Origin of the sequence: Flavobacterium sp., assembly GCF_003525665.1 — a bacterium.
Classification (GTDB): Bacteria; Bacteroidota; Bacteroidia; order Flavobacteriales; family Flavobacteriaceae; genus Flavobacterium.
In genome coordinates this window covers 366-3953 of record NZ_DQDX01000076.1, presented here as the reverse complement: position 1 = coordinate 3953, position 3588 = coordinate 366, and the positions used below count along the sequence as shown (strand labels likewise).

Genomic DNA, 3588 nt, shown 5'->3' with positions numbered 1-3588 from the left:
TGAAATCTGAAAATGGACGAAGTAGTAAAAATAATTAACGATATAAAAGCTGGAAACATCAAACCTATTTATTTTTTTATGGGCGATGAACCCTATTATATTGATAAATTAACCGAATATATTGAACAAAACGTGCTGCAAGAACACGAGCGTGATTTCAACCAAACAGTACTTTACGGTCGTGATGTAACTATTGAAGATATCGTTGGAAATGCGAAACGTTTTCCGATGATGGCAGACAGACAAGTGGTTGTGGTGAGAGAAGCGCAAGAACTTTCTAGAACCATTGACAGATTAGAAAGTTATGTCGAAAATCCGCAAACTACTACAGTTTTGGTTTTTGCTTACAAATATAAAACGCTTGATAAACGTAAAAAAGTCACTAAACTTTTAGGCAAACACGGAGTAGTTTTTGAGAGTAAAAAAATGTACGATAATCAAGTAGGAACTTGGATTAACAGAATACTTTCGGGAAAAGGATATTCAATCGAACCAAAAGCTAATGCTATGTTAGTTGAATTTCTTGGAAATGATTTAAGTCGAATTAGTAACGAACTTAATAAACTGCAAATAATTCTGCCAAAATCGCATACGATTACTCCAAAAGACATTGAAGAAAATATTGGTTTCAGTAAAGATTTTAATGTTTTCGAATTGCAAAACGCATTGGGTTCTAGAAATCAATTGAAAGCCTATCAAATTGCTCAATATTTTGCCGATAATCCAAAGGATAACCCAATGGTGGTGACTACCAGTTTGGTTTTTAGTTATTTTATAAAGGTTTTAAAATACCACGGATTGAAAGATAAAAATCCTAAAACAGCTGCTCCAATTCTTGGTGTTAGCCCGTTTTTTATGAAAGATTATGAAGTAGCTCTTAAAAATTATCCTATGAAAAAAGTGAGTGCAATTGTTTCTTCTTTACGTGATATTGATGTAAAAAGTAAAGGTGTTGGCGCGAATAATCTTCCAACGCACGATTTATTGAAAGAAATGCTGGTTAAGATTTTTAATTAAAAATTATATTCAGATATTTGTAAATCTCAAATAAATTTAAAAAATTAAGTTATGGCGATGAATAAAAATACCGTTTTCGGATGGGCAACTTTTATAATGATAATAATGGGATTAACATTAATTGCACTTGGCGCTTTTAGATATGATGAAACGGCAGGTTGGGGTTTTGCTGCAACTGGAGTAGGCTTTTTAGCAAATGCATGGATTTTTAGTTCACTAAAAGGAAGAGTTTAATCTTTCTTTTTGTGTTTCCATCGTTTGTGTGTCCATAAATAAAATTCGGGTTGCTCATAAATTTGTTGTTCCACTCTAGCCATAAAATCTTCCGATAATTTATAGTTTGGTATTGATTGAACATCTTCGGTCATCACTTCAAAACTTGCTTCATAATAACCACGTTTTATCTTCTTTGTTCGCAAGAAAATAACATTCATATCATATTTTTTTGCTAATGATTCGGCACCAGTGTGAATTGGCGTTTCTATTCCCATAAAATGATGCCAATACAATAATTTAGACCAACGCGGTGTTTGGTCACTAGCAAAGCCATAAACACCAAGAACACCAGCTTTAGTGTTATTTTCTATGGTTGATTTTGTTTGTTTAGTGGTAATTAAATAGGCTTTAAATTTTGAACGGATAGTTCGTACCAATTTGTCGAAATACTTATTCGCAATTTGTTTATAAATACCATATCCTTTAAAACTAATGTGTTTATTCATTGATAAAACCCATTCGTAGCTTGCATAATGCGCACACATTAATGCAATGCTTTTCCCTTTTTTTTCTAATTCTTGATAGGTTTCTAGATTTGAAAATTTGAAGCGTTCATCTATTTCTTTCTGCGTAATGTTCATTGTTTTTATCATTTCCAAAAACATATCACACATGTGAGAATAGAATTTTTTTTCAATTTGAATTCGTTCTTTTTCTGCTAAATGAGGTAAAGCTAAAGCAATATTTTGTCTAACCGTTTTTTTTCTATAGCCAATAATTCGGTAAACAAGAAAATAAATACCATCAGAAAAAATATATAACAGTCTGAAAGGCAGTATAGATATAAGCCAAAGCAGTGGATATAAAATTATAAATAGCAGTAGTTGCATTCAGTTATTTTTTTGCAAATATACGTTTTAAAACAATTTTATTGTTTTAGTTTGATAAAACCTATCGCACAATTCTTATTTTTACTAAAATTATTGACAATGGATATGAATATTTTTTTAATTGCAATTATAGCAATTAACGTAATTATTAGCTTTAAAGGATTTGATGATGTGTATTTTTTTAGAAAATATGAGTTTCATGTAGGAAGCATTCGCTCTGGAGAACAAGTTCGCATGGTTTCTTCTGCATTTCTACATGCCGATATTCCGCATTTAGCATTTAATATGTTGACTCTTTACTTTTTTGCACCAGTTGTTTATGGCAATTTAGGTAATTTATCTTTTGTATTAATTTATTTTGGAAGTTTACTCTTTGGAAGTTTACTAACTATGCTTTTTCATAAAGACGATTATAGTTATAGAGCAATTGGAGCTTCTGGAGCAGTAACTGGAGTTTTGTACTCGGCAATATTACTTAATCCAGACATGAGCTTGTATCTGTTCTTTATTCCAATTCCAATTCCTGCTTATTTATTCGGAATCGGTTATTTGTTATATTCAATCTACGGAATGAAAGCTAAGAATGATAATATTGGTCATACAGCACATTTTGGTGGAGCAATTGGCGGCTATGTTATTACACTAATAAAATTACCTTCATTATTTGCAGATAATTTGTTGATGGTTATTTTATTAGCAATTCCAATCATAATTTTGTTTGGGATGGCCAAGCTCGGAAAATTATAATGGCATAACTTTTGAAATAAACATTAAAAAATAAACATTATGAAAAAATTAGCCTTAGTAGTATTAACGTTATTCGTAACTATGTCACACGCACAAGAACAAAAGCAAATTCCACAAGTAGCCGTTTCGGGTGAAGGAAAAATCAAAGTAAAACCAGATCAAGTTGTTGTAAACTTTGGAGTAGAAAATACTGGTAAAGATGCTCAAGAAGTAAAAAAGTTGAACGACGAAAAAATTGAGAATGTTTTAAAATTCATCAAGAAATTTGGAATTCCAGCTTCAGATTTTCAAACTACAAATGTTAGTTTAAACAGAAACTACGATTATGATAAGAAAAAATATAATTTTCAAGCATCGCAATCAATAACCATTACATTAAAGAATATTTCTAAATATGATGAACTAATGATGGGATTAGTTGATAACGGAATCAACAACATTAGTAATGTAGAATTTAAATCTACCGAAATTGAAAAATATAAATCAGACGCTAGAAAATTAGCTATGAAAGATGCTAAAAAGAAAGCTGAAGATTTTGTTTCTGTATTGGGACAAAAAGTTGGTAAAGCACTTTTAATAACAGATAATTCTCCTACTTATTATTCTCCTCAACCAATGTTTAAAGGAGCAATGTTGGAGATGAGTGCCGATGCAGGTGCGCCAAGAGAAACACTTGCTGTTGGTGAAATTGAAGTAATCATAAATGTAATGGTGAGTT

The 3588-nt window shown here is 31.0% G+C and carries 5 protein-coding genes; 4 read left to right on the top strand and 1 reads right to left on the bottom strand.

Annotated elements, in window-relative coordinates; all coding sequences use genetic code 11:
• Positions 1–12: 12 nt before the first annotated feature.
• Both holA and DIU01_RS05290 read left to right on the top strand, forming a co-directional pair.
• Entirely contained in the window at positions 13–1017 is a 1005-nt protein-coding gene (gene holA, locus DIU01_RS05295) for a DNA polymerase III subunit delta (protein WP_290832204.1), read from the top strand.
• Positions 1018–1068: 51 nt separating this feature from the next.
• Positions 1069–1251, top strand: coding sequence for a CAL67264 family membrane protein (locus DIU01_RS05290; RefSeq protein ID WP_290832202.1), 183 nt, complete (start codon positions 1069–1071; stop codon positions 1249–1251).
• Here the strand turns inward: DIU01_RS05290 and DIU01_RS05285 are convergent.
• Positions 1248–2123, bottom strand: coding sequence for a lysophospholipid acyltransferase family protein (locus DIU01_RS05285; protein WP_290832200.1), 876 nt, complete (start codon positions 2121–2123; stop codon positions 1248–1250). The two genes, DIU01_RS05290 and DIU01_RS05285, sit on opposite strands and share 4 nt — an antisense overlap.
• Before the next feature lie 105 nt (positions 2124–2228).
• Here DIU01_RS05285 and DIU01_RS05280 point away from each other — a divergent pair, with 105 nt between their 5' ends.
• Entirely contained in the window at positions 2229–2870 is a 642-nt protein-coding gene (locus tag DIU01_RS05280; RefSeq protein ID WP_290832233.1) for a rhomboid family intramembrane serine protease, read from the top strand.
• Between the two features lie 39 nt (positions 2871–2909).
• Positions 2910–3588: SIMPL domain-containing protein (locus tag DIU01_RS05275; RefSeq protein ID WP_290832198.1), on the top strand; the 679-nt coding region annotated here is incomplete at its 3' end.